Genomic DNA, 25,618 nt, shown 5'->3' with positions numbered 1-25,618 from the left:
ATCTAGCGCTCAGCCGTGCAGCGCCTGGTACGCGGCCGCCGCGCCAGGCTGCAGCGGTACCGGCTGGGTGCCGATGAGCGTCCGGACGTCGAGGAACTGCGTTCCGACGGCCTCGGCGGGCACCAGGTCGGTCGCCCGCTCGACGAGCAGCCGGACGACGGCCGCGGCGACGTCGTCGGGCAGGGCGGGGGAGCAGACCAGCAGGTTCGCGACGCCGATCGTGCCCAGCGCGCCGACTCCGCGATAGGCGCCGTCGGGCACCTGGACCTGGTCGTACACCGGCCCGTACGCGGCACGCAGCGCCGGCACCACCGCGTCCAGGGGCAGCAGCGCGATCGGGGTCGTGCGGGTGAGGTCGGCGAGCTTCGGCGTCGGCACTCCGCCGGACCACAGCATGGCGTCGACCCGGCGGGCGGCCAGCGCGCGGACGGCGTCGTCGAAGAGAAGGTGCCGGGCGTCGACCGCGACGCCGGCCTTCGCGAAGAGGCGCTCGCCGAGCTGGGCCGCGCCGGAGCCGCCCGCGCCGAGCGACACCGGACGCCCGGCCAGGTCGGCGAGCCCGCGCACCGGCCCGTCCGCGCGTACGACGAGCTGCAGGTAGTTCTCGTAGACGCGGCCGAGCGCGAGCAGCGGCACCTCGCCGGTGAACGGCGACCCGCCGGTCAGCGCCGTCTGGGCGACGTCGGCCAGGACCAGGCCGAGGTCGGCCTGCCCGCGGCGGACGAGGTCGACGTTGGCGACGCTCGCTTCGGTCGGCAGGGCGGTCGCGTGCAGCTTCGGTTCGGCGCGGTTCAGCTCGGCGGCGAGCAGCTCGGCGAAGGCGAGGTAGAAGCCGCCGCGCTCGCCGGCCGCGATGGTGACCGTGCGCTCGGGACCGCTGTAGCCGGCCGTCGAGCAGCCGGCGAGGGCCAGGCCGAGGCCGCCGAGGAGGGCGGTGCGCCGGGTGAGGGTCATGACGCCGCCAGGGGAAGCGTGACGCGGACTTCGAGCCCGTGGGGGAGGGCCTGGCGCAGTTCGAGGACGCCGCCGCGGGTGCGCACCTGCTGGTGCGCGATGGCCAATCCCAGTCCGGTGCCGCGAGGCGCGCCTTCGCCGCCGGCGCGCCAGAACCGTTCGGTCGCCCGCGCCCGGTCCTCAGTGGACAGTCCGGGTCCGTCGTCGCGGACGAGGAGGGTCGCCGTGTCCGCACCGGCTTCCCAGTCCGTCGTGATCTTCGCGCCGCGCCCGGCGTAGTGGACCGCGTTGTCCAGCAGCACGTCGAGGATCTGCGCGAGTTCCCCCTCGGGGCAGCGCACGGTCACCGGCTCGTCGTGGCCCGGCGGCGGCACGATCGCCGAGCCGGCGTCTTCGGCGGACGGCCGCCAGGCGTCGACGCGTTCGGCGAGCACGGAGGCGAGGTCGCACGACTCGTCCGCGCCCCCGGCCGCGACCCGCGTCGCGGTGCTCTCGGCCAGCGCGAGGGCCAGCAACCCGTCGAGGAGCCGCTCCAGGCGTTCGACTTCGGCGACGGTCGCCCGGTACGTCGTGTCGTCGCCCTCGACGCGCCCGGCGAGTGAGTCGACGCGCAGCCGGAGCGCCGCCATGGGGTTGCGCAGCTGGTGGGACGCGTCGGCGACCAGCCGGTGCTGCTGCTCGGCCGCTTCGAGCACCGCCTCGGACATCCGGTTGACCTCGCCGGCCAGCACCCGCAGCTCGCGCGGTCCGGCGCGCTCCGGGACGTGCGCGCGGTGCCCGGCGGCGACGGCGAGGACGCCGGTCTCCAGCTCGTGCAGCGGCCGGACCATCCAGCGGGCCAGCACCACGGCCAGCAGCACGAACACGACCGCGACCAGCAGCGCGCCGGCGCCGATGGTGCCCCAGCGGGTGGCGACGTCCGCGGCCGCCGTCGTCACCGACGCGCGCAGCACGACGACGCCGGACACGCGGGTGCCGGTGCCGACCGGCCGCGCGAAGTACGCCGGTTCGGCCGACCACGGGCCGAGGTTGCCCACCTGCGGCGCGGGTTCGTTGCGCATGGTCGCCTCCACCAGCGCGTGCACCGCGGGGTCGGCCGCGGTCAGCCCGCCGGCCTGGACCAGCGGATCGCGGCGCGCGTCGACGATGACGACGCCTTCGCCGTACAGCTCGGCGTAGCGGGCCGCGTCGGCCACGAGCGCGGCCGGGTCCCGAGTGTCGACGGCCTGCTGGGCCAGCACGACGAACCGGTCGACGTCGGCGGTGCGGGAGATGACCAGCTGCTGCGTGCGCTGCTCGGCGGTGGACGCCAGCAGCGGCACGGCGAACGCGGCGACCACGGCGAGCGCGAGGGCGACGAGGACGACCAGCAGCCGCGTGCGCACGGCGTCAGTCCCGGCCGAGCCGGTAGCCGAAGCCGCGGATGGTGGTGAGCAGGCCCGGCCGGTCCAGCTTGGCGCGCAGCCCGGTCAGGTGGACGTCGAGCGAGCGCGAGACCGCGAGGTAGGCGTCGCCCCAGACCTCGTCCATCAGCTGCTGGCGGCTGACCGCGGTACCCGGGCGGGCGGCCAGCACGGCCAGGATCTCGAACTCCTTGGTGGTGAGCCCGACGTCGTGCCCGGCGACGAGTACCCGGCGGGCCCCGAGGTCGATCTCGACGTCCTCGAGGCGCACGACGTCACCGGCCGGGGTGGTCCGGGCGACCGCGCGGCGCACGACGGCGTCCATCCGGGCCAGCAGCTCGGCCAGCCGCACGGGCTTCGTCAGGTAGTCGTCCGCGCCGAGGCGCAGCCCGCGGACGACCGAGCGTTCGTCGCCACGCGCGGTCAGGACGATGACCGGCACCGGCGACACCGCGCGGATCTTGCGCAGCACGTCGAGGCCGTCGAGATCCGGGAGCCCGAGGTCGAGCAGGACCAGATCGGCGTCGCGGTGGCGGTGCAGGGCGTCGGCCCCGCGGCCGACGCTGGTGACGGGATGACCGCGCGCGTGCAGCGACTCGGCGAGCGCGCCGGCGACACCCGCGTCGTCTTCGACGAGGAGCACGCGCACGGTCATCCCCTTGTCAGCGCTCTTCCAGTTCGGAAGTCTTCGAAGTCTCCCGCATTGTGCCGTAGACGATCAGGGAAACCAGGACGCAGCCCGCGACGTACCAGAAGAACACCGACTCGTGCCCCGCGCTCTTCAGCGCCTGCGCGATCAGCTCCGCGGTCCCGCCGAAGATCGCGACAGTCAGCGCGTACGGCAGGCCGACGCCGATGGCGCGGATCTTCGTCGGGAACAGCTCGGCCTTCACGATCGCGTTGATCGACGTGTAGCCCGCCACCACGACGAGCCCGGCCAGGACGAGGAAGAACGCGCCGACCGGGTTCCGGGTCGAGCCCATGATCGTCATGATCGGCACGGTGAGCAGCGTGCCCGCGATGCCGAAGAACAGCAGCAGCGGGCGGCGGCCGATCCGGTCGGACAGCTTGCCCGCCAAGGGCTGCAGGATCGCCGCGAGCAGGATCGCCGAGAACAGGATGATCGTGACCGTGCGCCGCGGGATGTGGGCGGTGTTCTCGAGGAACTTCTGGCTGTAGGTGGCGAAGGTGTAGAAGGCCACCGTGCCGCCGAGGGTCAGGCCGACGACGAGCGCGATCTCCTTGGGGTACTTGGCCAGCGTGCGCAGCGTGCCGCGTTCGCCGGTCGTGGTTTCCGCCTCACGCTTGTAGCTCTCCGACTCGTCCATGCCGCGGCGCAGCCACATGACGCTGAGCGCGGCGACCGTGCCGACGCCGAACGCGATCCGCCAGCCCCACGACGTCAGCTGCTGTTCGGTGAGCAGGCCCTGCAGGATCAGCTGGAGACCCAGCGCGAGCAGCTGGCCGCCGTAGAGGGTGACGTACTGGAAGCTCGAGTAGAAGCCGCGCTTGCCGGGAGTGGCCACTTCGGACAGGTACGTGGCGGAGGTGGAGTACTCGCCGCCGACCGACAGCCCCTGGATCAGCCGGGCGACCAGCAGCAGGATCGGCGCCGCGAGCCCGATTGTGTGGTAGCTCGGCGTCACGGCGATGAGCAGGGAGCCGCCCGCCATCAGCGTGACCGAAAGCACCAGTGCGCTGCGCCGGCCGAAGCGGTCGGCGAACCGGCCGAGCATCCAGCCGCCGAGCGGGCGCATGAGGAACCCGACCGCGAAGACGGCGGCGGTGCCGAGGAAGGCCGCCGTCGTGTCGGTCGTCGGGAAGAACGACTTGGCGAAGTAGGTGGTGAACGCGGCGTAGGCGTACCAGTCGTACCACTCGACCAGGTTGCCGATGGAGCCGCGCAGCACGTTGCCGATCACGCGTTTTTCACTGACGGCGCCCTCGGCGGGCCCGCTGATCCGGGTTGTCATCGTCGACCTCCTGTGTTGCGACTCACGGTGACCAACCAGCGGGTAACCAGCAAGGTCGGGAGGCAGTTCCTAACACCCGCTTAGGGCGGTCGCGGGCACCGCCGGGCGCGGGTGCGCGGCGCCGCGGAGCTGCCGATAACCTCGTGCCCGGCATCAGCGCACGTCGACGAAGAGGGAGAACACTGTGGGACGGTCGGTTCTGGTCACCGGGGGCAACCGGGGCATCGGTCTGGCGATCGCCCGGGACCTGGCGGAGCAGGGTCACCAGGTCGCCGTCACGCACCGTGGCTCGGGTGCGCCGGAGGGCCTGTTCGGGGTCCAGGCGGACGTCACCGACACCGAGCAGGTCGACGCGGCGTTCAAGCTCGTCGAGGAGCACCAGGGCCCGGTCGAGGTGCTGGTGTCCAACGCCGGGCTCACCGACGACACGCTGCTGATGCGGATGAGCGACGAGCAGTTCGAGCGCGTCGTCAACGCGAACCTCACCGGCGCCTTCCGCGTCGCGAAGCGGGCCTCCCGCGGCATGCTGCGCGGCAAGTGGGGCCGCTTCGTCTTCATCTCCTCGGTGGTCGGCCTCTCCGGCTCGGCGGGCCAGGCCAACTACGCGGCGTCGAAGGCCGGCCTGGTCGGCTTCGCGCGTTCGCTGGCGCGCGAGCTCGGCTCCCGCAACATCACCTCGAACATCGTCGCGCCCGGCTTCGTGCACACCGACATGACCGACGAGCTGCCGGAGGACCGCAAGAAGGAGATCCTCGCGCAGATCCCGTCCGGCCGGTACGCCGAGCCGTCGGAGATCGCCGCCGCGGTGCGCTACCTGGCCTCCGAGGAAGCCGGCTACGTCAACGGCGCGGTGCTGCCGATCGACGGCGGCCTCGGCCTCGGCCACTGACCCTTTCGTATCCAGAACCAAGACTTGGAGGACCCGTGCCCGGACTGCTCGAAGGCAAGCGCCTGCTGATCACCGGCATCATCACCGACGCCTCGCTCGCCTTCCACGCGGCCAAGATCGCGCAGCAGGAGGGCGCGACCGTGGTGCTGACCGGCTTCGGCCGCATGTCGCTGGTCAAGACCATCGCGAAGCGGCTTCCGGAGCCCGCGCCGGTGATCGAGCTGGACGTCACCAACCAGGAGCACCTCGACTCGCTGGCCGACAACATCCGTGAGCACGTCGACGGCCTCGACGGGGTGCTGCACTCGATCGGCTTCGCCCCGCAGAGCTGCCTCGGCGCGCCGTTCCTGGACGCGCCGGCCGAGGACGTCAAGACGGCCGTCGAGGTTTCGTCGTACTCGTTCATGTCGCTGGCGAAGGCGTGCCTGCCGCTGCTGGGCCGCGGTTCGTCGATCGTGGGCATGGACTTCGACGCCCGCGTCGCGTGGCCGGTCTACAACTGGATGGGCGTCGCGAAGGCCGCGCTCGAGTCGGTCAACCGGTACCTGGCCAAGGAACTGGGCCCGCAGGGCATCCGCGTCAACCTGGTCAGCGCCGGCCCGATGAAGACGATGGCCGCGAAGTCGATCCCGGGCTTCTCGGACCTCGAGGACGGCTGGGGCGACCGCGCGCCGCTCGGCTGGGACAGCTCGGACCCGGACCCGACGGCGAAGAGCGTCTGCGCGCTGCTGTCGGACTGGCTGCCGGCCACGACCGGCTCGATGATCATGGTCGACGGCGGGGTCCACGCCCTCGGCATCTGACGCTCACACGGCTACGGGCTCGCGGTCGTCGTTCCGCTGGACGGCGACCGCGACCGTGAGCGCGGCCAGGGTCGCCGCGCCGAGCAGCATGCCGGTCCAGGCGACGCTCGGGAAGCCGAGCCCGGCGTCGATCGCGACCCCGCCCAGCCACGGGCCGATGGTGTTGCCGACGTTGAACGCCGAGGTCGTGCTGGCCCCGACGAGCGTGGGCGCGTCGCCGGCGGCCTGGAAGGCACGCAGGTTCAGCGCGGGGTTGGCGCCGAACCCGGCCACGCCGAAGGCGAGCACGGCCGCGACGGCGACGAGCGCGTCGGTGGTCAGGGCGAGCACGAGCAACGCGGTCAGCGCGAGGGCGAGGCAGCCGTAGAGCGTGGCGAACGGCCGCCGGTCGGCCAGCCGCCCGCCCACGCTGATCCCGATCAGGGCGCCGACGCCGAACAGCGCCAGGACGCCCGGGACCCATTCCGCGGGCAGGCCGTCGGTCTCGGTCAGCAGCGGCGCGAGGTAGCTGAACGCGGCGAAGATCATGGCCTGGCACAAGGCGATCACGCCGAGCGCGAGCCAGACCCGGCCCCGGCGGTACAGCCGCAGTTCGTGGCGGACGCCCGCCGCGCCGCCGGTCGTCTCCGGCACCAGCAGCGCCACGCCGATGATGGCGACCACGGTCACCGCCGCCACGGCCCAGAACGCCGTCCGCCAGCCCGCGTGCTGGCCGAGGAACGTGCCGGCGGGCACCCCGGCGATGTTCGCGACGGTCAGCCCGCCGACCAGCACCGCCATCGCCCGCCCGCGCCGGTCGACGGGCACGAGCGCGATCGTCGTCGCCAGGGCGACGGCCCAGAACCCGGCGCAGGCCAGCGCCGCGACCACCCGCGTCGCGAAGAGCAGGGCGTACCCGTCGGCGAGGGCGCCGACGACGTGCGTCACGGCGAACACGCCGAGCAGGACCAGCAGGGTCCGGCGGCGGGGGAGCCGGAGGGTGCCGATCGCCAGCAGCGGCGCCCCGACGACCATGCCGACGGCGAACGCCGAGATCAGCAGCCCGGCGTCGGGGATGCTGACGTGCAGGTCGGCGGCCATCCCGGGGAGCAGGCCGGTGATCATGAACTCGGACGTGCCCAGCGCGAACACGCTGAGCCCGAGGACGAAGACGGCCAGAGGCATGGGGGTTCCCTCCCGGTTGTGTATCGGTCAGTCCAAAATCAGGGTGTGCGTCGTTCCGGTGGTGCGGCGCTCAGCGCGTGAGGGCCTTCAAGGCGAGGTCGGCGACGGCGTGCATGCTCTCGCGGCTCGTGCCCCGGCGGGCCATCACGCGCAGGCCAGAGGTGGTGCCGAGCAGGAACTCCGCCACGTCCGCGGGGTCGAGGCCGTCCTGGAGGCTGCCGTCGAGCAGGCCTTCCCGGGCGCACTCGGCGAACATGGTCAGGTTCCGTTCGGTGTCGTTCCGCAGGGCGGCGCCCACTTCGTCGTCGGGCACGCCGAGTTCGGCGAGGGTGTTGACCACGAGGCAGCCGCGCCGGCGTTGCTCGAGGTCGTCCTCGATGGCGTGGTCGAGGACCGCGGCGAACCGTTCGGCCGCCGTGCCCGGGCCGTCGAGGACGGCCTGCCGCTTGCCGAGCTGGGTGCTGGTGTAGTGCGTGAGCGAGCGCTGGAAGAGGGCTCGCTTGCTGGTGAACGTGTTGTAGACGCTGCTGCGCCCGAGTCCGGTGGCCTCGCACAGGTCCTGCGTCGACGTCGCTTCGTAGCCGTGCTCCCAGAAGGCGTACATCGCCTTCTCGACGGCGGCGGTTTCGTCGAACTCGCGTGGTCTGGCCATGAGTGTCACCGTACCAGAGTTTTGGACTGATCGATTCACAACGGGCCCGCGTCAGCGTGCGGGCCGCCACATCGGCAAGATGGCGGGGTGGGATACGACGCGTTGCTGTGGCTTTCGTTCGGCGGTCCGGAAGGGCCTGACGACGTCATGCCGTTCCTCGAAAACGTCACCAGGGGCCGGGGTGTCCCGCGGGAGCGCCTGCTCGAAGTCGCGGAGCACTACCAGCACTTCGGCGGGGTCTCGCCGATCAACCGGCTGAACCGCGACGCGATGGCGGCGGTCGAGAAGCAGCTCGCGGCGGCCGGCGTCGACCTGCCGGTGCACTTCGGCAACCGCAACTGGCACCCGATGGTCGAGGACACCCTGGCGTCGCTGACGTCGTCGGGTGCTTCACGGGTCCTGGTGTTCCCCACGAGCGCGTACGGCGGCTACTCGGCGTGCCGACAGTACGACGAGGACATCGAGCGCGCCCGCGCGGCGGTCGGTTCCGGGGCACCCGAACTGGTGAAGATCCGGCAGTTCTTCGACCACCCGCTGTTCGTGTCGGCGGCGGCGGACGGCGTCCGCGCGGCCCACGCGTCCCTGGGGGACGAGCCGGGGATCCGCACGGTGTTCACGGCACATTCGGTCCCGTCGAGCGCGGACCGGGCCTCGGGCCCCCCGTCCGAGGGCGGCCACCGCTACTCCCGCCAGATCGCCGAGGCGGCGCGTCTGGTGGCTGCTTCGGCGGGGATCGCCGAGTACGACGTCGTGTGGCAGTCGCGGTCGGGGCCGCCGCAGGTGCCGTGGCTGGAGCCGGACATCGTCGACCACATCGACGCGCTGCACGCATCGGGGGTCCCCGGTGTGGTGGTCTCGCCGATCGGGTTCGTGTCGGACCACCTCGAGGTGATCTGGGACCTGGACAACGAGGCAGCCGAGCGCGCGGCTTCGCACGGGATGAAGTTCGCAAGGGCGGCGACGGCGGGATCGGACCCGCGGTTCGCGGAGCTGGTGGTGGAGCTGGTGCGCGAGCACACGCACGGGGTGAAGCCGCGGAAGTTGTCGCCGTTCCCAGCGGCCGGGTGCACGGTGAACGGCGCACCCTGCGCGGTGGGCTGCTGCGAGCCGGCGAAACGCCCGGCTCGCTGACGCTGACGAGCGCCCCAATGTGGCCTTCGGTGCGTCAGACGCAACCAAGGCCACATTGGGGTTGTTTCATCGTGATTGGTGCTGCTCAGGCGGGGTTGACCGGGCCTGGTAATGGGTCAGGCGTGGACGTGCCGGACGCTCTGCTCGTGCTGGGTGAGCACGAGCAGAGCCCGCAGCAGTGTGGTGGCGTGTCGGGTCGCCAGGCGCAGCTTGTCGAGAATGCGCCACGCTTTGAGTGCGGCGAAACCGCCTTCCACCGCGGATCGCATCGCCGCAAACGCGGCGTTCGCCTGCTTCTGGGCCTTGGTCAGCGGGCGTCGGGCCTCGGCCTTGTAAGGAGTGAGCACGATCTGCTCACAGGCTCCGCCGCAGCCCCGGCAGTCGCGGGTGGTGCGGACGTCTTTATGCCAGCCGTGGAACCCCTTGTCCCCGGCCGGGGTCAGACCGTGAGCGTGCAGGCGTTCGCGGAGCCGGAGCCGGAGCCGGCGTGCGGCGGTGATGTCGGCGGTCCGGCCAGGCAGCACCGCCGAGACCCACAGCAGCCGCCCGTTCTCGTCGGTCAGGGCCAGTGTGACCAGGCCGTGGTGTTTGTGCTTGCCGCTGTAGTTGGCCCGGTTGGTGCGGCCGGTGCGGCGGCGGGTCCGGATCACCGTGCCGTCCACCAGCACCACCGCTGCGGCCCGATCGGCCAGGCGGTGCAGGATCCGCTCCAGCCGGGCCGCACGGGCGGCGAGCAGGGTGATGACCTCCAGCATCCAGCGACGCACGGTCGCGGCCGACACGCCCATGCCGGCGCCGAGGTGGGCCAGCCGCGGGTCGTGGCGCAGCACCGCCAAGACGACCAGCGCCTGCCCGCCGGGGGTGGCTTTGCGCCAGCGTGACCGCAGCCGGCGCCGGTGAGCGCGGATCAGTTCGGCGACCATCTGCAGGGTCTGCCGCGACAGCGGGAGGGTGACCTGGTAGGAAATGGGGCCGAAGCCCTCGGCGGGTTGTTGACTCACATCTCGATTTTGCCGGGGGCTTCACCTATGTCCGGGTTACCACGCTGGTCCCGGCGACACTCGTTGCCCTGAAACCTGTTCGACCGGGCCACGCCACCGTGACCAGCCACAACCACGATGAAACAACCCCATTGGGGCGCTTGGGACCTCAGCCCTCGCGGGCCGTGGACTCCGCGAACACCCGCACCGCCTCGTTGACCGCCGCGCAACGAGCCGTCCGCACCGCGTCCGACAACGGCCGCAACGCCTGGGCCCGCAGCGTCGACGCCGATGCTGAAATCGCCCCTCCCGGGTCGTCCGAGGACGCGATCGCCAAGATCGCCGCGATCTCCTCCGCCCGCTGCAGCACCCGCAACGCCCGCCCGGGCGTCCCCGCCGGCCAATCCACGTCCGGCCGTGACCGCAAGTGCGCCGACAGCTCCGCGCGCACCCCCGGCCGATCCGAAGCCACGTCCAGCGCCTGCAACGCCCCCGCGCTGTTGCGGATCGCGTCCGTCAGCCCGTGCTCGGCTTCGCCCAGTCCGACGTACTCGGGAGCCGACGGCGAAGACAGCGAGTAGACCGTCCACCGGACCAGCCCCTCGGCGATCGGCTCCGGCACCAGCCCGGAGCCGAGGTCCGGCAGTACGACCGCGTCGCCCGCGCGCAGTGCCGCCTCCGTGAACGGGCCGCCGCCACCGAGCCCGCGGACGTCACCCGGGACGGGGAGGACCAGCCGCATGCTTTTCGCTCCCTGCGAACGCAGCGCCATCAGCAACTGGACCGGGGTGGCCGCCCGGTTGAACGCCAGCGGCAGCGCGAAAGCCTCCGCCGCGGCGGCGTCGGCCGCCACGACGTCGTGGGCCTCACCCCACGCGAGCAGGGCGTCGAGGACATCGTCGGACGCGGCGGCTCCGTTGAGCCACGCGGAGGACCAGACGGCGAAAGTCGCACTGGGACGGCACACGACGCCCTATTTTACCGGCCCCGCGAACAAAGCAGCAGCGCGCCCACGCTGGAGTCGCTCCACATCGACGCACCGGCGATCCGGCAGTAGCGTCGAACGGGTGAACGCTGTTCCAGACGCACTTCCCCGGACGGCCGGGGCCCTGCGCGCGGCCGGGTACGAGCCGCGCCCGATCGCGCAAGAGATCCACGACAACCTGCTGACCGCCCTCAAGACCGGCGAAGACGCCTGGCCCGGCATCGTCGGCTTCTCCCGCACCGTGCTGCCGCAGCTCGAACGCGCGCTGCTGGCCGGCCACGACGTCGTCCTGCTCGGTGAACGCGGCCAGGGCAAGACCCGCCTGCTGCGCACCCTCGCCGGCCTGCTCGACGAGTGGACGCCCGTCATCGAAGGCTCCGAGCTGGGCGAACACCCGCTCCAGCCGATCACACCCGCGTCGCTGCGCCGCGCCGCCGAACTCGGCGACGACCTGCCCGTGGCCTGGCGCCACCGCTCCGAGCGCTACACCGAGAAGCTCGCCACCCCCGACACCTCCGTCGGCGACCTGATCGGCGACGTCGACCCGGTGAAGGTCGCCGAAGGCCGCAGCCTCGGCGACCCCGAGACCATCCACTTCGGCCTCGTCCCGCGCGCCCACCGCGGCATCGTCGCCATCAACGAGCTGCCCGACCTCGCCGAGCGCATCCAGGTCGCGCTGCTGAACGTCATGGAGGAACGCGACATCCAGGTCCGCGGCTACACGCTGCGGCTGCCCCTGGACGTCCTGCTCGTCGCGACCGCGAACCCCGAGGACTACACCAACCGCGGCCGGATCATCACCCCGCTGAAGGACCGTTTCGGCGCGGAAATCCGGACGCACTACCCCTTGGACGTCGAGGCCGAGATCGCCGTCGTCAAGCAGGAGGCCAACCTGGTCGCCGAGGTCGGGGAGCCGCTGCTGGAGGTCCTCGCCCGGTTCGTCCGGAACCTCCGCGAGTCCACCGTCATCGACCAGCGCTCCGGCGTGTCGGCCCGGTTCGCCGTCGCCGCGGCGGAGACCGTGGCGGCCGCGGCCCTGCGGCGCGCGGCGCTGACCGGTGAGGAGCCCGCCGTGGCGCGGCCGGTCGACCTCGACGCCGTCCCGTCCGTGCTGCGGGGCAAGATCGAGTTCGAGCCCGGCGAAGAGGGCCGCGAGATCGAGCACCTCGTGCACCTGATGCGCCGGGCGATCGCCGAGACCGCGCGCGGCCGCTTCGCCGGGCTGGACCTGCGCCCGCTGGCCGACGCCGTCGAGGAAGGCCACCTGGTCGCCACCGGCGAGCGCGTCCCCGCCAAGGACGTCCTCGCGGCCCTGCCGGAGCTCCCGGTGCTGCACGAGGTCGCCCAGCGCGCCGGCGTGGCCGCCGACGAGCCCGCCGGCCGGATCGCGGCCGCCGTCGAACTCGCCCTCGAATCGCTGTTCCTGGCCCGGCGGCTGGCCAAGGACTCCGACGACGCGACGACCGTCTACGGCCGATGACCGCGGTCCCGCTTCCCGACGGCTACTCCTACGGCCCGTGGCACGACGGGCCGGACCCCCTCGCGCCCCCGGCCGACCTGCGCGACGCGCTCGACGAGATCGGCCGCGAGGTCATGGGCGGGTCGTCGCCGCGGTCCGCGCTGGAGGAACTGCTCCGGCGCGGCACCGAGCGCACGTCGGGTCTGGACGAGCTGACCCGGCGTCTGTGGCAGCGCCGGTCGCAGATCCAGCGCCGCAACAACCTGAACGGCACCCTGCAGGAGGTCCAGCGCCTGCTGCAGGAGGCCCTCGACGCCGAACGCCGGGAGCTGTTCCCGGACCCGGACGACGAAGCCCGCTTCCGCGAGGCCCAGCTCGACGCGCTGCCGTCCGGGACGGCCGCGGCCGTCAACGAGCTGGCGAACTACGACTGGCGGTCCGAGCAGGGCCGGGAGAACTACCAGCAGATCCGCGACCTGCTCGGCCAGGAGCTGATGGAGTCGCGGTTCCAGGGCATGAAGCAGGCGCTGCAGAACGCCGGGCCCGAGGACGTCGAGCGGATCAACGAGATGCTCTCCGACCTCAACGACCTGCTCGCCGCGCACGCCCAAGGCGCCGAAGACATCCAGGAGCGCTTCGAGGACTTCATGTCCAAGCACGGCGAATTCTTCCCGGAGAACCCGCGCAACGTCGAAGAGCTGATCGACGCGCTCGCCGAACGGTCCGCCGCGGCGCAGCGGATGCTCAACTCGATGTCGGCCGAGCAGCGCGCGGAACTCGCCGAGCTGACCCAGCAGGCGTTCGGCGACCCGCGGCTGGCGCAGCAGCTGTCCCAATTGGACAGTCAGCTGCGGGCCGCGCGGCCGGGCGAGGACTGGACCGGCGCGGAGCGCTTCCGCGGCAAGAACCCGCTCGGCATGGGCGAAGGCGCGCAGGCGATGGCGGATCTCGCCGAGCTGGACGCGCTGGCCGAGCAGCTGAGCCAGTCCTACCCGGGCGCGAGCCTGGAGGACATCGACCTGGAGGCCCTGGAAAGGCAGCTCGGCAAGGACGCCGGCGTCGACGCCCGGCGACTGTCCGAACTGGAGCGCGAGCTGCGTCGCCAAGGCCTGTTCGAACGGGCCGCCGACGGGACGCTCCGGTTGTCGCCCAAGGCGTTGCGGCGTCTCGGCGAGACGGCGCTGGCCGACATCGTGAACGCGCTGCGCGGCAAGACCGGCGACCGCGAGACCGAGTCGGCGGGCGCGGCGGGCGAACCCACCGGCGCGTCGCGGCCGTGGCGGTTCGGGGACATGCAGCCCTGGGACGTGCCGCGGACGATCCGCAACGCCGTGCTGCGGTCGGTGTCGGTGGGGGAGCGGTCGGTCCGGCTCGACGTCGAGGACGTCGAAGTGGTCGAGACCGAGCACCGGTCCCGCGCGGCGGTCGCGCTGCTGGTCGACACGTCGTGGTCGATGGTCCAGGAAGGCCGCTGGCTGCCGATGAAGCGCACCGCGCTCGCGCTGCACCAGCTGATCAGCACGCGCTTCCGCAACGACGCGCTGCAGCTGATCTCGTTCGGCCGCTACGCCCAGTCGGTGGAGCTGCCGGAGCTGATCGGGCTGGAGGGCGCGTGGGAGCAGGGCACCAACGCCCACCACGGGCTGCTGCTGGCCGGGCAGCACCTGCGGAGGCATCCGGACGCGCAGCCGGTGGTGCTGATGGTCACCGACGGCGAGCCGACCGCGCACCTGGAACCGGACGGCGAAGCGGTTTTCGACTACCCGCCCCAGCCGCGGACCCTCCACAAGACACTGTCCGAAGTGGACCGGCTCGCCAAGCTGGGGGCGTCGGTGACGGTGTTCCGCCTGGGCGACGACCCCCGCTTGACGGCGTTCGTCGACGTGATCGCGCGCAGGTCGGGCGGCCGGGTGGTGGCCCCGGACCTGGACGGCCTGGGCGCGGCGGTGGTGGGCGATTACTTGCGCACCCGGCGGCGCTGAGCTGGTGTAGGTGGGCCAGGCGGCAAGTGTGGTGGTGCCGGGGAGTGGCTGCGGTGCGTGGGCCGGCTGCTCGGGCGTCGCGGTGGTGGGCGGCTACTTGCGTGCCCGGCGGCGCGGGCGGATGTGTCGGGGGATCGGGCGCCGCCGTGGTCGGCGGCTATCTGCGCACCCGGCGGCGCTGGGCCGGCGCCGGCGGGTGGGCCGCCCGGTCCAACGACTCGGCGGCCAGCGCCGTGTCCTCGTGCCCCGCCGGCAGGTACGCCTCGTGGTCGGCGAGGACCTCCCGGCCGAGCCCGCGGGCCTGCGCGAATGCGCTTTCCGCCACCAACAGCTCGACCGACCGGCGCCGCAGCCGCAGGATCGGGCCGAGCCGCGGCCCCGCCGAGACCGACGGCAGCGCCCGGAAGTGCCGCCACAGCGCGGCCGCGTGGTCGGCCAGGTCCGCCGTCTCCTCGCCGTCCAGCACGGCGAACGCCCGGTCCAGCACCTCGGCCAAACGGTCCTCCGCGTGCAGCCGCCCCAGCACCGCGCGCCGGGTCAGGCGGTGCATCGTCACTACTTCGCCGCTGACGTCGAACTCCGCGAGCGACGCGCCCTCGAGCCCGGACAGTGCCGCGTCCACCGCCACCGGGTCCGGGCCGGCCCGGTGCACGAGAGCCCGCCGCACACCCCGCGGCGCCAGCACGGCCAAGAGCTCGGCGACGACCAACGCCCGGCCGTCGCGCGCGCCCGCCGTGCGCAGGGCCGCGAGCGTCGTGTCCTCGACCCACGGCGAATGGTCCTCGCCCGGTTCGCGCTCCAGCAGCGGCGTGCCCGGCAGCCGGTCGAGGTACTCGGTGGAACCCGAAACCCGGATCACGCCGGCGGCCTGCGCGAGGGCCAGCGGCAGGTAGCCGAGTTCCCGGGCGACGGCGGCCGCGTCGGCGTCCCGGCCCGATCGCGTTTGGACGAACGCCGCCGCCGTGGCCGGGTCGAAGCCGGTCACCGCCACCGTGGCGCCGAGGATCTCGAAGTCCGGCACCGTCGTGGTCACCAGGACCCGCGCCCGGGCGGGCAGCCACCGCGTGAGCGCGTCCGGGTCGGTCGGGCCGTCGAAGACGACGATGGCGCCGTCGCGTCCGTCGAGCCACGCGAGACCCGCCTCGGGGCCGGCCAAACCCTGCTGCCGTGCCAGTTCCGCGTACGCGCGAGCGGTGTTCGCCGGGTCGGCCGCCGCCACCCAGAGCACCGGCGAGCGGGCTTCGCGGACGAACGCGGCGGCGGCGTGGGTCTTGCCTGCCCCGCCGCGGCCCAGCAGCACACAGGACCGGCCGGCGCGGAACGTCTCGTCGATCTTCGCCAGAAGGTCGTCGCGGCGCACGGCCGCGAGGGGTTCGCGCGGCACCGGGCCGACCACCGGCCGGGGCCGGTTCCGGCGCAGCCACAGCAGGGCGACCGCCGTGACCAGCGCGATCACCGCGACCGCACCGCCCAAGACGATCATGGTGCCCATCCGGCCAGGCTAACCGCGCTGGGCACGCGACGGCGGTTGCGGAAGGGTGACGCTTGACCCTCACGTCGCGTGAGGCACCACCGTGGTCTCCGCAAGGGCCGAACCGGCCGGAGAGGAAGAGGGGAAACCGATGGGGCATCCCGTGGGCAAGGTGGCCGCACTGGCCGGGATCACCGTCCGGACGCTGCACCACTACGACGAGATCGGCCTGCTCAGCCCGAGCGGCCGGACGCTCGCCGGGTACCGCAGCTACGACGACGACGATCTCGACCGGCTGCAGCGCATCCTGTTCTACCGGGAGCTCGGGTTCCCCCTCGAGACGATCGCGACCCTCGTCGACGACCCGGGCATCGACGCCGACGCGCACCTGAAGAAGCAGCGCGAACTGCTGGTGGCGCGGATGGGCGAGCTCGGGCGGATGGTCGCGGCCGTCGATCGCGTGATGGAGGCGAGAGCCATGGGCAGCGCGTTGACGCCCGAGGAGAAGTTCGAAGTGTTCGGCGAGTTCCGCGAGCCGGACGGCTACGCGGAGGAAGCCGCCCGCCGGTGGGGCCACACCCCCGAGTGGCAGGGGGCGACCCCACCGTCCAAGGAGGACCTGGCCGCCGGCGAAGCGGCTCGCGAGGACTGGGTGCGCCGGCTGAACGCCGTGCTCGACGAGGGCGGCGCACCGGACGGCCCCGAGGCGACGGACCTCGCCGAGGAGCACCGCGCGATGCTCGCCCGCGTGCTGGGCGAGTGCTCGTACGAGACGCAGCTGCGCATCGGCGAGCTGTACGTGACGGAGCCCGTCCAGCTCGGGTTCCTGGTCCGCGAGGACGAACAGCGCCCCGGCGTCGGGGAGTTCGTCCGCGACGCCATCGTGGCGAACGTCGCACGCCGGCGATAACCGCTGCTCCACGTGGGGGAGGAGTCCCACCGGGCGGGAGGGTGCCGGAGCGAACGCTTACAGTCGAGGGTATGCAGACTTGGTCATCGGTCGACGTGCCCCGCATCCCCGGCACCCCCCGCCCGCTGCGGCTCCACGACACGGCCACCGGGCAGATCCGCCCGACCGCGCCCGGCGCCACGGCCCGGATGTACGTCTGCGGCATCACGCCCTACGACGCGACGCATCTGGGCCACGCCGCGACGTACCTGGCCTTCGACCTGGTGAACCGCGTGTGGCGGGACAACGGGCACGACGTCCACTACGTGCAGAACGTCACCGACATCGACGAGCCGCTGCTCGAGCGCGCCGAGCGCGACCAGGACGACTGGGTCGTGCTCGGCATGCGCGAGACGGCGCTGTTCCGCGAGGACATGACCGCCCTGCGCGTGCTTCCGCCGAAGCAGTTCGTCGGCGCCGTGGAGAGCATCCCGGAGATCGTCGAGGTCATCGCGAAGCTCCTGGCGAACGGCGCCGCCTACCGCGCCGACGACCCAGAGTTCCCGGACGTCTACTTCGACCACTCGGCGACCGGCAAGTTCGGCTACGAGTCGAACTACGACGAGCCCACCATGCGGAAGTTCTTCGCCGAACGCGGCGGCGACCCCGACCGCGCCGGCAAGCGCCACCCGCTGGACGCGCTGCTGTGGCGAGTGGCCCGCGACGGCGAGCCGTCGTGGGAGTCCGAGCTCGGCCCGGGCCGGCCGGGCTGGCACATCGAGTGCAGCGCGATCGCGGTCAACCGCCTCGGGCTCGGGTTCGACCTCCAGGGCGGTGGTTCGGACCTGATCTTCCCGCACCACGAGTACAGCGCGGCGCACGCGGAAGCCGTCGCCAAGGACGGGCCGTTCGCCCGCCACTACGTGCACGCCGGGATGATCGGCCTCGACGGCGAGAAGATGTCGAAGTCGCGCGGGAACCTGGTGTTCGTCTCGCGGCTGCGGGCCGACCAGGTCGACCCGGGCGCGATCCGGCTCGCGCTGTTCGCCGGTCACTACCGGGAAGACCGCCCGTGGACCGCCTCGCTTCTCGCCGACGCCGAAACGCGGCTGGCACGCTGGCGCGAGGCCGTCGCCCTGCCGGCCGGCCCGTCCGCCGAGGACACGATCACCCGGCTCCGCGACCACCTGTCCGACGACCTGGACACGCCGAAAGCCCTGGCGGCGATCGACGCGTGGGCGAACGAGGCCCTGCGCCGCGACGGCACGGACGCGACCGCGCCCGGCCTGATCCGCATCGCCGTCGACGCCCTCCTCGGCATCACCCTCTGACGACCAAGGGCGGAGCTTTCACGTGAAAGCTCCGCCCTTGACTGGTGTATAACGGCCTACACGGCCGCGGGGTGGCCGTCGGCCAGTTCCAGGTGGTCACCCCGCCAGTCGCGGCGCAGCCACCGGTCGTGGGACGCGATGACGACCGCGCCCGGCGCCGTCTCCAGGGCCGCGAACAGTTCTTCCGCCAGGGTCAGCGAAATGTGGTTCGTCGGCTCGTCCAGCAGGAGCACGTCCGGCGGTTCGGCGAGCAGGATCGCCAGCGCCAACCGGCGCCGCTGACCGACCGAGAGCGCTCCGACGGGCTGCCTGAGATCCCGGGACGCCAGCAGGCCCAGGTGACTCAGCGGGGGAGCGTCCTCGCCGAGCGTGTCCCGGTACACCCGGGCGGCGGTCCGCTCCGGTGAAGCGAACACGACGTCCTGCTCCAGCAACCCGACGCGGACGCCGTGTCCGAAGTGGACCGTCCCGGCGGCCGGGGTCAGGTGTCCCGAGAGGACGGACAGCAGCGTCGACTTCCCGGCCCCGTTCCCGCCGGTGACGAGCAGCCGCGCCGAACCGTCGACGTCGAGGCGGGGCAACCGGAGCCGCCCGGGGACGTCCAGGTCCCGCACCGAGATCGCCGGTCCGTCGCCCGGCGCGTGCCCGGTGAGCTCGGCCCGGAACCGCAGGGGCGCCGGGGGTTTGCGCACCTGGTCGCGTTCCAGGTTTTCCAGCCGCTGTTCGGCGTCGCGCACCCGCCGCGAGATCGTCTTCTGGACGCGGGCGCCCTTGAAGTGGTGGATGAACTTGTCGTTGTCGCGCGGGCCGCGGCCGTAGGCGACGTTGCGCGCGGTGACTGCGACGGTTTCCCGCAGCTCCTTCAGTTCCTCCTGTTCTTCGGCGAACCGCTGCTCCCACCGCGCCCGCTCGGCCTTCTTGTGGCCCAGGTAGTCGGTGTAGCTGCCGCCGTAGCGGACCGCGCCGCCGGCCTGGCGGTCGGCCGCGGCCGGGTCGAGGTCGACGATGTCGGTGCAGACGGCGTCGAGGAACACCCGGTCGTGCGACGACAGCACGACGATCCCGGTCAGCTCCGTGAGGTGGCGTTCCAGGAACGCCATCGCGGCGTCGTCGAGGTGGTTGGTCGGCTCGTCGAGCAGCAGGGTTTCCGGCTGCCGGATCAGCAGCGCGGCGAGGCCGAGCCGGGACCGTTGCCCGCCCGACAGCGTGCCGAGCCGGCGGTCCGGTTCGACGCCGCCGAGGCCGAGCCCGTCGCAGACGAGCTTCGCGCGGCGGTCGGCGTCCCAGAGATCGTGGGCCTGGGCCCACTCCAGGACCCGGCCGTACTCGTCCAGCACCGACGAATCGTCGGGCCGGTCGGTCATCGCCGTGGTCAGCTCGTCGAGCCGGGCCGCGGCGACGCGGATCTCGGCCAGCGCGTCGTCGAGGACGTCGCTGAAGGTCGCGTCCATGGCGAACGGCAGCTCCTGCAGCAGGAACCCGACGTCCGGGCCGCGCAGCACCTCGCCGGAGCGGGATTCTTCGAGCCCGGCGAGCAGCCGCAGCAGCGTCGACTTGCCGGTGCCGTTCTCGCCGACCAGGCCGAGCCGCTGCCCGGCCGACGCGGTCAGCGAGACGCCGTCGAGGACGACGCGGGTGCCGTAGCCGAAGACGACGTCCTTGGCCTGCAAGGGGAAAAGGGTGGACATTGCGCATCACCGGGCCCGGATGAGAAGAAGCGGAAATCCCGCCGGGCGTCGTGGCACGCGGGAGCGTCAGGCTCGACCGGGTGTCGCCTCGGAAGCGGGATGGGCGCGGTTCAGTTCTTCATAGTGGAGCTAGGTTAACGCAACATCAGTAGAGTTAGTCAACTGGTTATGGCCTGGGTCACATCCGGCAGGTCCCCCGCGGCCCGCTCGGCCGCCGCGGTGCCGTCGGTGAGGAAGCCGACGAGCGCCGACAGCTGACGCCGGTCCAGGCGCGCGAGCCGCTCGCCGACGAACCGGGCCATGGGTGCGTACAGCTCGGCGAGCTCGGCCATCCGGTCGGGCAGCGGCCGGACGACGAGCCGGCGCCGGTCCGCCGGATCCGGGGCGCGCTCGGCGAGCCGGTGCTGCTCCATCCGGTCGAGCAGCCGCGTGAAGGCGCCGGTGGACATCCCCAGCAGCCGCGCCAGCTCGGTCGGGGAGTCGCTGACGCCGCCGTGGAGCAGGTGCAGGCAGTGCAGCTCGGTGGGGGTGACGGCCATCCGCTCGGCGACCGCGGCGTGGAAGAGCGCGGTCGAGCCCACGAACCGGGGGAGGGCGAGGGCGGCGGCGGTGGCGAGTTCGCGCTGGTCGGGCAACGTCCATCCAAGGTCGGGTGATCGGGCAGTCACTGCCTTGCGCAGTCACTGCCCCGCGAACGATAGCGGAGCCGCTTGACAAAGCCGCAGGCGGGACCAAGTATGAAAGAGCACTTTCGAAATAACTCTTTCAGATAGGGATGGCCGATGGCCGAGCTGCCGCCGCGCAAGCGGATCGAGGACGTCGAGCTGCTGCGCGCCCTGTCGCACCCGCTGCGCTCGGCCCTGCTGAACCACCTCACCGCCGTCGGCCCGCGCACCGCGAGCGAGTGCGCGGAGGCGGTCGGCTCGACCGCGTCCAACTGCAGCTGGCACCTGCGGCAGCTCGCCCAGTACGGCCTGGTCGAGCGGGCGGACGCCGAAGACGGCCGGGAACGGCCGTGGCGCGCCCGGCAGGTCGGGCTGGAGATGGGGGAGCTGGCCGACGACCCCGCGCACCGCGCGGCCCAGCTGGGCATGGTGGGCGCGACCCTGGGGCACGAGCAGGAGCTGACCCAGCGGTACCTGGACTCGCTCGACGACCTCGACCCCGAGTGGCGCGGGGCGGCCGGGCTGATCACCTACGCGCTGCGCGTCACGCCGGAGGAGCTGACCCGGCTGACCGACGCGATCGACGCCCTGGTCCGGCCCTACGTCGGCGCCATCCGGACCGACGCGCCGGCCGACGCCCGGTCGGTGCACGTCGGCCTGCGGGCGTTCCCGCGCATCGACCACTCGGGGAAGGCGGAGGAATGAAGCAGCTGCTGGGGGTCCCCGCGTTCGCGCGGCTGTGGGTGGCCGCGTTCTTCGGCGAGACGGCCGAGTGGATGCTGCAGGTGGCGTTGCCGGTGTACGTGTTCCAGCGCACCGGCTCCGCGGCGACGACGGCGTTGAGCATCGTGCTCGGCCTGCTGCCCGCGGTGCTGCTGAGCCCGGTCGCCGGCGTCGTGGCCGACCGGTGGAACCGCCGGGCGGTGCTGTTCGGCGTCTGCTGCGGACTGGCTGTGGTCGCGGTGCCGCTGCTCGCGTCGCCGAGCGTGACCGTCGTGTACGCGGTGATGGCGGCGCAGGCGGCGTTGGCCTCGGTGTTCGAGCCGGCGCGCAACGCGCTGGTGCCGGAATTGGTCGGCGTCGAGGAGGTCACCGGCGCGAACGGCCTGATGAGCGTGAACGGCAGCGTCGCGCGGCTGGCGGGCGGCTGGGCGGGTGGCGCGCTGCTCGGGTCCGGCGGACTCTCGCACGTCATGACCGGCTACCTGGCGGTGTTGGCGGTGGCGGCGGCGTTGCTGGCCAAGCCGTTCCGCCGGGTGAGCGCGCCCGCGCCGGCCGCCGCGCCCGAACCGGTGGTGCGGGCCTGGCTGGACGGCCTGCGCGAGCTCACGCGCAACCACCGCCTGCGGCGCACGGGGCTCGCGCTGGTGGTCACGTCGCTGGCGCAGGGGATGTTCCTGGTGCTGTTCGTCGTGTACGTCCTCGACGTGCTGGGCGGCAGCGAAGCCGACGCGGGCCTGCTGCGGGGCGTGCAGGCGATCGGGGGACTGGCCGCCGGGTTCGCGCTGGCCACGGTGGCCCGGCGGGTGGCGCCGGCGGCGCTGCTCGGCTGGGGCGCGCTCGCGCTGGGCCTGCTGTCGGCCGTCATCTGGAACCTGGCCGCCGTCACGACGGCGCTAGGGGTGTACGTCGGGCTGTTCGTCGTGGTCGGCGCGCCGGGGGTGGCCGTCGGGGCGGGCGTGCTCTCGGAGATCCAGAGCGCGGTCGCGCCCGAGCGGGCCGGACGGGTCCTGAGCACGGCGTTCGCGGCGATCGCGCTGGGCACGACCGCCGGGGCGCTGCTGGCCGGGGCGCTGGTCGCGACGACCGGGCTGGCGGTGCTGCTGAACGTCCAGGCGGGGGTCTACGTGCTGGCGGCGATCATCGTGCTGGCGCGGAAACCACCCGTAATCCGCAGGTTTCGCGAAGAACCCGCCACCGCGGTGGTTACGGTGGAGGGGTGCCGCACCTCTTCGCGACCAGCGACCTCCACGTGACCCACGAGGGCAACGGCCCGATCCTCGACTCGGTCGTCCCGGAGACGCCCGAAGACTGGCTGCTCGTGGCCGGGGACGTCGCCGAGCGGGCCGAAGCCACCATCGGGACCTTGAAGACCCTGAGCGAGCGGTTCGCGAAGGTCGTCTGGGTGCCGGGCAACCACGAACTGTGGACGACGAACGGCGACCCGTGCCAGCTGCGCGGACAGGCCCGCTACGAGTACCTCGTCGAGGAGTGCCGCAAGCTCGGCGTCCTGACGCCGGAGGACGACTACCCGGTCTGGCGCCACGGCGCGCGGCCGCTGACCATCGCGCCGCTGTTCCTGCTCTACGACTACAGCTGGCGGACTCCGGAGGCCGAGGGCAAGTCCCTGGAGGAAGCCCTCACCCAGGCCCGGGCCGCCGGCGTGGTCTGCACCGACGAGTACTTCCTGCACCCGGACCCGTACCCGAGCCGCCAGGCCTGGTGCGAGGACCGGCTCAAGATCAGCACCGAGCGCCTCGACGCGATCCCGGCCGCCCACGGCACCATCCTGATGTCGCACTGGCCGCTGCACCGCCACCCGACGGCCCCGCTGTACTGGCCGGAGTTCGCGCTGTGGTGCGGCACGACGAAGACCGAGGACTGGCACGTGCGCTACCGCGCGGAGATCGCGGTGTACGGCCACCTGCACATCCCGCGCACGACGGAGGCGGACGGGGTGCGCTTCGAGGAGGTTTCGCTGGGCTACCCGCGTGAGTGGCGGAAACGGGCGCGCGGCGCGGTGGCGATGCGGCGGATCCTGTGGCCGTCGTGAGTCCGCGGCCGTCATGACTCCCCGCGTCGCCGTTCCCTGAGTGCGCGCACCCGGCCTCGGCTGGCGCACGCCGGCGACGGACACCAGCGCCGCCGGCCGCCCGGGTCGGCGAACACGCCGCGGCAGTCCTGCTCCGGGCACGCGCGCAGGTCGTGCCGCAGCGGTCCGGTGAGCCAGTCCGCGGCCTGGTGCGCCAGCCGGGCGAAGGCGGCCGCGGCGGTCGGCGGGGCGCTCCGGTGCAGCCGGTCGAGGGCCGCGAGGTGCACCGGCTCCGGAGCGAGCACCTCCGCCAGGGCTCGAACCTGCTCCGCCGACGGCGCGAGGTCGTCGACTGCGCCCAGCGCCAGGGGCCGCAGCGCCTCGCGGAGTTCGCGGGCCCGGTCGAGGTCGGCGTCCGTGACCGGGGCGAGCGGGGTCAGTTCGGAGAGCGCGAGCCACTCCCGCAGCCGGTCCGCGCTCGGCAGGCGCTCGATCGGCTGAGTGCCGAAGTGGCGGCCGCGGGTGGCCAGCAGGTTCAGCCAGGGTGCGCCCATGTCGAGGCGGAAGTCTTCGGACACCTCGCCATCGTAACGGCTCAGGCGTTACAATCGCCGTCGTGACTGGGGAACCCAAGGTCCGCACGGTGCTGGGCGACATCGATCCGGCCGGACTCGGTGCGACGAACGCGCACGACCACCTCTTCTTCGCCTCGAGACTGTTGCCCGGACAGGAACTCGACGACCCGGAAGCCGCCATGGAGCAACTGCTCCACTTCAAGGCGGCGGGCGGCGCGGCCCTCGTCCAGTGGACGCCGCACGGGCTCGGCCGCCGGATGCCAGACCTCGCCCGGCTCTCGCGGGAGACGGGCGTGCACCTCGTCGGTGCCACCGGCCTGCACCGCGCCGAGCACTACGCGCCCGCCGCGCTGAGCCAGTTCGTCGACGGACTGGTCGCTGTCTTCGTCGAAGACCTGACCGGGGGTACCACCCCGCGCGCCGGGCTGATCAAGGTGGCCGGCGCGTTCCACACGATCGACGCCCACGCCCGGCTGACGATGACCGCCGCCGCGGTCGCCCACCAGGAGACCGGCGCGCCGATCGCCGTGCACCTCGAACTCGGCACCGCGGCCCTGGAGACGGTCGAACTGCTGTGCGGCACGCTGAACGTTTCACCGGAAAAGGTGATTCTCGGGCACCTCAACCGGAACCCGGACCCGCGGCTGCAGCGGGAGATCGCCGGGACCGGCGTCTTCCTCGGGTTCGACGGCCCGTCGCGGGCCAACCACGCCACCGACTCGCGGCTGTTCGACGGCCTCGAAGCACTCGTCGAAGCCGGGCACGGCGGCCGGATCCTGCTGGGCGGCGACACGACGACCGCGGCGGCCCGGCACCAGCCGGGAGCGTCGTACCTGCTCACGACGCTGGCGCCGCGGCTGGCGAAACTGCTCGGCGGCGACGTCGTCACGGCCGTGCTGGTGGCGAACCCCGCGCGGGCGTTCGCCACCAACTGGCTGAACTAGCGCTCAGCGCAGGCCGAAGCCTTCCTGTCCGCCGCCTCGGCCGCGGCGGCGCAGGTAGCGCTCGAACTCGGCGGCGATCTTGTCCCCGCTGACGTCCTGCTCGGCGACCTCGATCTGCGCGTCGCCGCGCTCCTCGAGGCTGCGGACGTACTCGCTGATCTCCTCGTCCTCGTCGGCCATCTCGCTGACCGTGCGCTGCCACTCCTCGGACTGCTCCGGCAGCGCGCCCAGCGGGATTTCGACGTCGAGGATGTCCTCCAGCTTGTGCAGCAGCGCCAGCGTCGCCTTCGGGGACGGCGGGTGCGACACGTAGTGCGGCACCGCGGCCCAGATCGACACGGCCGGGATGCCCGCCTGCACGCAGTAGTCCTGCAGGATCCCGACGATGCCGCTCGGGCCCTGGTAGTTGTTCAGGTCGAGCCCGTAGAGCGACGCGGTGTCCTTGTCGTAGGCCGTCCCGGTGACCGGGACCGGCCGCGTGTGCGCGGTGTCGGCGAGCAGCGCGCCCAGCGTCACCACGGTCGCGACGTCGAGCTGCTTGATGTGCTCCAGCAGCTCGGCGCAGAAGGCGCGCCAGCGCATGTTCGGCTCGGGACCCTGCACGAGGACCACGTCGCGGTCGAACCCGTCGGGGCGGCACACCGACAGCGTTGTCGTCGGCCAGTCCACCCGTCGAGTGACGCCGTCCACCATCCGGACGGTCGGGCGGCTGACCTGGAAGTCGTAGTAGTCGTCGGGCTCCAGTTCGGCCAGGGGCGTGGCGTCCCAGTTCAGCTGCAGGTGCTCCACCGCGCGGCTGGCCGCGTCGCCGGCGTCGTTCCAGCCTTCGAAGGCGACGACCATCAGCGGACGGGTGGGTTCGGGGCGGTCGCCGGGCGGCCGCGGGGTCTCGTCGACGGGCTCACTCACCGGACCAGCCTACGACCAC

At 72.8% G+C, this 25,618-nt stretch carries 24 protein-coding genes; 11 read left to right on the top strand and 13 right to left on the bottom strand.

Annotated features, from left to right (window positions below; all coding sequences use genetic code 11):
* Positions 1-9: 9 nt before the first annotated feature.
* From BLV96_RS06425 to BLV96_RS06410, 4 genes are read right to left on the bottom strand one after another with little or no spacing between them, the layout of a single operon-like run.
* A complete protein-coding gene (locus tag BLV96_RS06425) occupies positions 10-954 on the bottom strand; it encodes a TAXI family TRAP transporter solute-binding subunit (RefSeq protein ID WP_086673917.1) in 945 nt (314 codons plus the stop codon).
* Positions 951-2,339 (bottom strand): sensor histidine kinase, encoded by a 1,389-nt coding sequence (locus BLV96_RS06420; protein ID WP_086673915.1) that lies wholly within the window; start codon positions 2,337-2,339, stop codon positions 951-953. The genes BLV96_RS06425 and BLV96_RS06420 overlap by 4 nt, the downstream gene beginning before the upstream one ends.
* A 4-nt stretch (positions 2,340-2,343) precedes the next feature.
* The gene (locus BLV96_RS06415) at positions 2,344-3,012 is read right to left on the bottom strand and encodes a response regulator transcription factor (RefSeq protein ID WP_086673913.1); all 669 of its coding nucleotides are present in this window, start codon (positions 3,010-3,012) and stop codon (positions 2,344-2,346) included.
* 7 nt (positions 3,013-3,019) lie between these two features.
* Complete coding sequence (locus BLV96_RS06410; RefSeq protein ID WP_086673911.1) at positions 3,020-4,330, bottom strand: MFS transporter; 1,311 nt, start codon at positions 4,328-4,330, stop codon at positions 3,020-3,022.
* Positions 4,331-4,514: 184 nt separating this feature from the next.
* On the opposite strand from BLV96_RS06410, the gene fabG reads away from it, so the two are divergent.
* Both fabG and fabI read left to right on the top strand, forming a co-directional pair.
* On the top strand, positions 4,515-5,219 hold the full coding sequence (gene fabG / locus BLV96_RS06405) for a beta-ketoacyl-ACP reductase (protein WP_086673910.1): 705 nt from the start codon (positions 4,515-4,517) through the stop codon (positions 5,217-5,219).
* 35 nt (positions 5,220-5,254) lie between these two features.
* Positions 5,255-6,022, top strand: a complete 768-nt coding sequence (gene fabI / locus BLV96_RS06400) for an enoyl-ACP reductase FabI (RefSeq protein ID WP_086673908.1) — start codon at positions 5,255-5,257, stop codon at positions 6,020-6,022.
* Positions 6,023-6,025: 3 nt separating this feature from the next.
* Here fabI and BLV96_RS06395 read toward each other — a convergent pair whose 3' ends face one another.
* Complete coding sequence (locus tag BLV96_RS06395; RefSeq protein ID WP_086673906.1) at positions 6,026-7,186, bottom strand: Cmx/CmrA family chloramphenicol efflux MFS transporter; 1,161 nt, start codon at positions 7,184-7,186, stop codon at positions 6,026-6,028.
* Positions 7,187-7,256: 70 nt separating this feature from the next.
* A complete protein-coding gene (locus tag BLV96_RS06390; protein WP_086673904.1) occupies positions 7,257-7,838 on the bottom strand; it encodes a TetR/AcrR family transcriptional regulator in 582 nt (193 codons plus the stop codon).
* Between the two features lie 87 nt (positions 7,839-7,925).
* Here BLV96_RS06390 and BLV96_RS06385 point away from each other — a divergent pair, with 87 nt between their 5' ends.
* On the top strand, positions 7,926-8,969 hold the full coding sequence (locus tag BLV96_RS06385; protein ID WP_086673902.1) for a ferrochelatase: 1,044 nt from the start codon (positions 7,926-7,928) through the stop codon (positions 8,967-8,969).
* 116 nt (positions 8,970-9,085) lie between these two features.
* Here BLV96_RS06385 and BLV96_RS06380 read toward each other — a convergent pair whose 3' ends face one another.
* Entirely contained in the window at positions 9,086-9,970 is an 885-nt protein-coding gene (locus BLV96_RS06380; protein WP_091388829.1) for a transposase family protein, read from the bottom strand.
* Positions 9,971-10,118: 148 nt separating this feature from the next.
* The gene (locus tag BLV96_RS06375; RefSeq protein WP_086681095.1) at positions 10,119-10,916 is read right to left on the bottom strand and encodes a hypothetical protein; all 798 of its coding nucleotides are present in this window, start codon (positions 10,914-10,916) and stop codon (positions 10,119-10,121) included.
* 100 nt (positions 10,917-11,016) lie between these two features.
* On the opposite strand from BLV96_RS06375, the gene BLV96_RS06370 reads away from it, so the two are divergent.
* Complete coding sequence (locus tag BLV96_RS06370; protein WP_086681097.1) at positions 11,017-12,414, top strand: ATP-binding protein; 1,398 nt, start codon at positions 11,017-11,019, stop codon at positions 12,412-12,414.
* Positions 12,411-14,375, top strand: coding sequence for a vWA domain-containing protein (locus BLV96_RS06365; protein WP_086681099.1), 1,965 nt, complete (start codon positions 12,411-12,413; stop codon positions 14,373-14,375). The genes BLV96_RS06370 and BLV96_RS06365 overlap by 4 nt, the downstream gene beginning before the upstream one ends.
* Positions 14,376-14,532: 157 nt before the next feature.
* Here BLV96_RS06365 and BLV96_RS06360 read toward each other — a convergent pair whose 3' ends face one another.
* Positions 14,533-15,867, bottom strand: coding sequence for a hypothetical protein (locus BLV96_RS06360; protein WP_086681101.1), 1,335 nt, complete (start codon positions 15,865-15,867; stop codon positions 14,533-14,535).
* A 130-nt stretch (positions 15,868-15,997) separates the two neighbouring features.
* Between BLV96_RS06360 and BLV96_RS06355 the strand changes: the two genes are divergently transcribed.
* On the top strand, positions 15,998-16,756 hold the full coding sequence (locus tag BLV96_RS06355) for a MerR family transcriptional regulator (RefSeq protein ID WP_086681103.1): 759 nt from the start codon (positions 15,998-16,000) through the stop codon (positions 16,754-16,756).
* Between the two features lie 71 nt (positions 16,757-16,827).
* The gene (gene mshC / locus BLV96_RS06350) at positions 16,828-18,066 is read left to right on the top strand and encodes a cysteine--1-D-myo-inosityl 2-amino-2-deoxy-alpha-D-glucopyranoside ligase (protein WP_086681105.1); all 1,239 of its coding nucleotides are present in this window, start codon (positions 16,828-16,830) and stop codon (positions 18,064-18,066) included.
* A gap of 56 nt (positions 18,067-18,122) precedes the next feature.
* Here the strand turns inward: mshC and BLV96_RS06345 are convergent, their stop codons facing one another.
* Both BLV96_RS06345 and BLV96_RS06340 read right to left on the bottom strand, forming a co-directional pair.
* Positions 18,123-19,754, bottom strand: a complete 1,632-nt coding sequence (locus BLV96_RS06345) for an ABC-F family ATP-binding cassette domain-containing protein (protein WP_086681107.1) — start codon at positions 19,752-19,754, stop codon at positions 18,123-18,125.
* A gap of 158 nt (positions 19,755-19,912) precedes the next feature.
* Positions 19,913-20,389, bottom strand: coding sequence for a MarR family transcriptional regulator (locus BLV96_RS06340; RefSeq protein WP_086681109.1), 477 nt, complete (start codon positions 20,387-20,389; stop codon positions 19,913-19,915).
* A 147-nt stretch (positions 20,390-20,536) separates the two neighbouring features.
* Between BLV96_RS06340 and BLV96_RS06335 the strand changes: the two genes are divergently transcribed.
* The 3 genes from BLV96_RS06335 to BLV96_RS06325 are packed head-to-tail and all read left to right on the top strand — an operon-like array spanning position 20,537 to position 23,192.
* Positions 20,537-21,124 carry an ArsR/SmtB family transcription factor gene (locus BLV96_RS06335; RefSeq protein WP_086681111.1) on the top strand — a complete coding sequence of 196 codons (588 nt, stop codon included), beginning with the start codon at positions 20,537-20,539 and terminating at the stop codon, positions 21,122-21,124.
* Complete coding sequence (locus BLV96_RS06330) at positions 21,121-22,395, top strand: MFS transporter (protein WP_086681113.1); 1,275 nt, start codon at positions 21,121-21,123, stop codon at positions 22,393-22,395. The genes BLV96_RS06335 and BLV96_RS06330 overlap by 4 nt, the downstream gene beginning before the upstream one ends.
* Complete coding sequence (locus BLV96_RS06325) at positions 22,359-23,192, top strand: metallophosphoesterase family protein (protein WP_086681115.1); 834 nt, start codon at positions 22,359-22,361, stop codon at positions 23,190-23,192. The genes BLV96_RS06330 and BLV96_RS06325 overlap by 37 nt, the downstream gene beginning before the upstream one ends.
* Before the next feature lie 11 nt (positions 23,193-23,203).
* Here the strand turns inward: BLV96_RS06325 and BLV96_RS06320 are convergent, their stop codons facing one another.
* Positions 23,204-23,749 (bottom strand): CGNR zinc finger domain-containing protein, encoded by a 546-nt coding sequence (locus BLV96_RS06320; RefSeq protein ID WP_086681117.1) that lies wholly within the window; start codon positions 23,747-23,749, stop codon positions 23,204-23,206.
* 38 nt (positions 23,750-23,787) lie between these two features.
* Here BLV96_RS06320 and BLV96_RS06315 point away from each other — a divergent pair, with 38 nt between their 5' ends.
* The gene (locus tag BLV96_RS06315) at positions 23,788-24,690 is read left to right on the top strand and encodes a phosphotriesterase family protein (protein WP_244180063.1); all 903 of its coding nucleotides are present in this window, start codon (positions 23,788-23,790) and stop codon (positions 24,688-24,690) included.
* 3 nt (positions 24,691-24,693) lie between these two features.
* On the opposite strand, the gene BLV96_RS06310 is transcribed toward BLV96_RS06315, so the two are convergent.
* Positions 24,694-25,599 carry a PAC2 family protein gene (locus BLV96_RS06310; RefSeq protein ID WP_086681120.1) on the bottom strand — a complete coding sequence of 302 codons (906 nt, stop codon included), beginning with the start codon at positions 25,597-25,599 and terminating at the stop codon, positions 24,694-24,696.
* Between the last annotated feature and the right edge of the window lie 19 nt (positions 25,600-25,618).

It is taken from the genome of Amycolatopsis pretoriensis (genome assembly GCF_900107925.1).
Classification (GTDB): domain Bacteria; phylum Actinomycetota; class Actinomycetes; order Mycobacteriales; family Pseudonocardiaceae; genus Amycolatopsis; species Amycolatopsis pretoriensis.
The sequence above is the reverse complement of the archived record's forward strand: the minus strand, read 5'-3'. Positions and strand labels throughout refer to the sequence as shown.